The sequence below is a fragment of the Streptomyces sp. NPDC090442 genome, assembly GCF_044769405.1.
Classification (GTDB): domain Bacteria; phylum Actinomycetota; class Actinomycetes; order Streptomycetales; family Streptomycetaceae; genus Streptomyces.
Window position 1 is genome coordinate 1 of record NZ_JBIVXW010000084.1, and the last position, 4287, is coordinate 4287.

Below are 4287 nucleotides of genomic sequence, written 5' to 3' on the forward strand. Positions count from 1 at the left end.
CTCGCAATCCACACCAGGCCAGCAGGCCCTCACCCATTTCAAGGTCTTTCGACCGAGACCCCTGTCACCAACCTCCGTGGACAGAACACCTAGGGGATGACCCGTACATGGGTGTCGCCAAGAAGATCACCCTGCGCGACATGTCCACCGGGTCGTCCGCCGTCATAGACCTCGCCACGTACGGCTACTCGTACGCGGGCACCGTCGGCACGTCGGTGATCGCGGTGAAGCAGACCGGGAAGACCGTGGAAGCCCACATCCTGGAGAGCGTGGACGGAAAGGTGACCGATCGGGTGGTCATCGGCATGCGCTTCAAGGCCCGGGACATCGACGCGGTGGCGGGCGGCCCGGGCTCGGTCGCCTTGCGCTACAAGCCGGTTGACCCCATCGGCGACATGTTCAGCGAGTTCGTGGCGGTCGACCTGGCCTCAGCCAAGGTCACTCACCACACCCTGGGCGCCGACAGCTCGCGCGTCGCGCTGTCCGGCACCCACGTGGCGGTGATGGGGCCCGAGTCCAACACCCGTCAGAACGGGACACTGACGATTGAGAAGCACGGCGACAACCAGAAGTCGACGTCGCATTCCACCAACATGCTCGATCCGATGGTGGGTCTGGTCGGCGACTGGGTGCTGTACGGGGGCCGCAGCCGTCTCAACGAGGGGTGGAGCAGCTTTTCACTGGGCCTCTACGCGATGCCGGTGGACGGCTACGTGGGCCGCCCGGTGATGGATCACGCCTCCTCCGTCACGCCGACGCCGGACGGCGGCCTGCTGGCGATGGGTGGCACGGTCGAGCACGGCGAAGGCCTCTACCAGATCTCCGCCGGGGCCGACGGCAAGCCGGTCGCCAAGCTGATCGCCGGCACCGGTGAGCCGACAAAGCTCACCCTGCTCGACTCCGAGGTTCCGGTCGTGGCCGAACTGGACAAGAACGGCGGCCGGTGGAAGGCGCACTGGCAGCTCTCCCGCGTTGTCGAATCGGCGACCGTCACCCTGCGCCATACCGCCTCCGGCGCCCAGCGCGAGGTCGAGATCCCGATCGACCCCCTGGTGCCGCAGTCCTGGAAGTCCGTCCCGATCGACCTGGACTGGGACGGCCTGCTCGGCCCCTCCTACGCCCCCGATCAGGCGGCCCCCAACGGCCGTTACACCTGGAAGCTGACGGCCAAGCCGCGCAACGGCATCGGGCCGGCCCTCGACGCGGGCGGCGCCTTCACGGTGTCGCGCCCGCCCGCTCCGCACGACTACTCCGACAACGGATCGCCGGACCTGCTGCTCCGCAGCAGTTGGGGCGAGATGGAGCGCAAGGACACCTACCTCGACCCCGAGGACGGGCGGTTGAAGAGCCCTGACGCGGTCCGGATCGGGGGCGGTTGGGACACCTACAACCAGGTCACGGCCGTCGGCGACGTGGCCGGTGCCCCGCACGGTGACCTGGTGGCGCGGGACGGGTCCGGTGTGCTGTGGCTGTACTTGGGCAAGGGGGACGGCAACTTCGACGGCCGCGTCAAGATCGGCGGCGGCTGGGGCGGTTACACCCAGCTCACCGGCGGCGGCGACGTCAACGGCGACGGCCGCGCCGACCTGCTGGCCCGCGACTCCGCCGGGGTGCTCTGGCTCTACAAGGGCACGGGCAACTGGAAGGCGCCGTTCGCCCCGCGGGAGAAGGTAGGCGGCGGCTGGAACGCCTACGACCAGATCACCTCGGTCGGCGACGTGGCCGGTGCCCCGCACGGTGACCTGGTGGCGCGGGACAAGTCCGGTGTGCTGTGGCTGTACTTGGGCAAGGGCGACGGCAACTTCGACGGCCGTCGGCGGATCGGCGGCGGCTGGGGCGGTTACACCCAGATGGTCGGCATCGGTGACGCGAACAACGACGGCAAGGCTGACCTCCTGGTCACCTCGTCCAACGGCGACGCGTACGTCTACCACGGCACCGGCAACTGGAGGGCGCCGTTCGCCCCGCGGGAGGAGACGGGGATCTCGGTCTATCCGGGCCAGACCCTCTCCTGAGGGGAGGGCGGCGGGGCGGGCGCGCGCTCCCGGTTCCGTGCCGGGCGTTCGTTTCTGCTTGAGCGCCGCCCGACGGCTCCCCGCCGCAGAAGGAGCCGTCGGGCCGGCGCGGTCGGCCCGCCGTCAGTCGTTCCCCAACTGACCAGGCAGGGCCGCCGCGTGGACGATCGTCAGGCCGGAGACCGGGCGGGTCAGGCACACGTACAGGCGGCGCAGGCCGGTCCGTTCGTCCGGCTCGCCGGCCACGATCGCGGCCGGCTCGTCCAGCACCACGTAGTCGTACTCCAGGCCCTTGGCCAGAGTGGCGGGCACCAGCGTCAGCCGGGCGTCGGCCGAGGTCTCCGCGCCCGGGGGCAGCGCGTTGACGCCGGCCTCCTCAAGTGCCGCGCGCAGCAGCGGAATACGCGCGTCCGCCGCGATCAGGCCGATCGAACCCTCCTTGGCCAGCGCGTCCCGACAGGCCGCCAGGACCGTCGCGTCCAGGTCCGCGGGCCGCACCGCGCGGATCCCGAAGTCGCCCGCCGACTCGCGGATGGAGGTGGCCTCCTTCAGGTCGGGCGCGATCGCGGGCAGCAAACGGGACGCGTAGCCGATGACCTCGCGCGGCACGCGGAAGCCCTGGGTCAGCTCCTCCACGGCGGAATCGGGCTTGCCCAGGTGGGCCAGCGCCTGCCGCCAGGTGTCGGTCGCCCACGGGGTGGTGCCCTGGGCGATGTCCCCCAGGATCGTCGCCGAACCCGTGGTGCAGCGGCGACCCACCGCGCGGTACTGCATCGGCGACAGGTCCTGCGCCTCGTCCAGCACCACGTGGCCCAGCGAGTGCGTGCGGCTCACCAGGTCCATCGCCTCGTCGATCAACACCGCGTCCGCGGCCGACCACTTGGCGCTCCGCACGCTGCGCGGCGGCTTCTTCCCCGATCCGGGCGGCGCCCACAGGATCGTCCGCTGCTCCTCGTCGGAGAGGACCCCCTCGGCGTGTGCGGCGAGGAAGTCCGCGTCGCCCAGCAGCCGCAGCACCAGCTTCGCCGGGTCGACCGGCGGCCAGATCGCCTTGACCGTCGCCTTCACCGCGGCATTACGGGCCACCGCGTCCTGCACGCGGTCATCGGGCGCCTCGCCCGCCTGCTCCATCCGGACCAGCACGGCGTGCGCGATCCGCTGCGGCAGCGCCTCGCGGGCCGCGCCGTAACGGATGTCGCGGTCCCGCAACTCCTGGACGATCTCCTCCAGTTCGTACGCCGGAACGCGCCATCGGCGGGAGCCGCGGACCACCACGCAGGGCTCCTGCGGCGCCGTGACGTGCGAGCGGACCGCCCGGCGCAGCACCTCGGCCATCCGCGCGTCGCCCTTGAGCGTGGCCGCGGCCGCGTCGTCGGCGCCGCGCACCTCCACGTGGCCGACCAGGTCGTCGATCGTGGCCTGCTTGACCTCCAGCTCTCCCAGGGCGGGCAGCACTTGCTCGATGTAGCGGAGGAACGAGCGGTTCGGGCCGATCACCAGGGTGCCGGAGCGGGCCAGCCGCTCCCGGTGGGCGTACAGCAGATACGCGACCCGGTGCAGGCCCACCGCGGTCTTGCCGGTGCCGGGCGCCCCCTGGACGCAGACCGTGCCCCCGATACCGGCCCGGACGATCTCGTCCTGTTCGGGCTGGATGGTGGCGACGATGTCCCGCATCGGGCCGACGCGCGGGCGCTCGATCTCCGCCTGGAGGAGGGCACTGGTGGTCTCGGCCTCGGCCGGGTCGGTCAGGTGCTCGTCCTCGTAGGCGGTCAACTCGCCGCCGGTGTAGCCGAAGCGGCGGCGCAGTTTGAGGTCCATCGGGTCCTGCTTGGAGGCCCGGTAGAACGGCTGGGAGACCGGGGCGCGCCAGTCGATGACCATGGGGTCGCCGTCGGCGTCGTGCACGTGCCGGCGCCCGACGTAGAAGTTCTCCCCGTCGGCGCCCTCGGCGAGGTCGACGCCCGGGGCGTGGAGGTAGTCGAGCCGGCCGAAGAACAGCGGGGTGCCGGAGAGGTCGGCGAGCGCCTTGATGCGGGCGTCGATCTCGCCCTGGAGGACCTCGGCGTTGACCCAGTTCGCGGTGACGTTAGCGATGTTCAGGGACTGCGCGTCCTCCCGCATGGCGCGCAGGGCGGCCCGGGAGGCGGCGAGGTGCGCACGCTCCCGCTGGAGCGGGTCGGGGGGCGCGCCGGGCGCGGAGCCCTGACCGGGGACGGGGGGCTTGGTCTCCTGGTCAGCGGCGTGGATGGGCGACGGGTTGGGGCTTTCGGTG

The 4287-nt window shown here is 71.7% G+C and carries 2 protein-coding genes; one reads left to right on the top strand and one right to left on the bottom strand.

What is annotated here, in order from left to right:
• The first annotated feature begins 107 nt into the window (after positions 1-107).
• On the top strand, positions 108-2015 hold the full coding sequence (locus ACIQU6_RS37830; RefSeq protein WP_403486274.1) for an FG-GAP repeat domain-containing protein: 1908 nt from the start codon (positions 108-110) through the stop codon (positions 2013-2015).
• A gap of 123 nt (positions 2016-2138) precedes the next feature.
• Here ACIQU6_RS37830 and ACIQU6_RS37835 read toward each other — a convergent pair whose 3' ends face one another.
• Entirely contained in the window at positions 2139-4262 is a 2124-nt protein-coding gene (locus ACIQU6_RS37835) for a HelD family protein (RefSeq protein ID WP_403486300.1), read from the bottom strand.
• Positions 4263-4287 lie beyond the last annotated feature (25 nt).

What these genes read in the sequence shown, in the direction of transcription:
- ACIQU6_RS37830 (WP_403486274.1), top strand. Translation starts at nt 108, where the DNA reads ATGGGTGTCGCCAAGAAGATCACCCTGCGCGACATGTCCACCGGGTCG.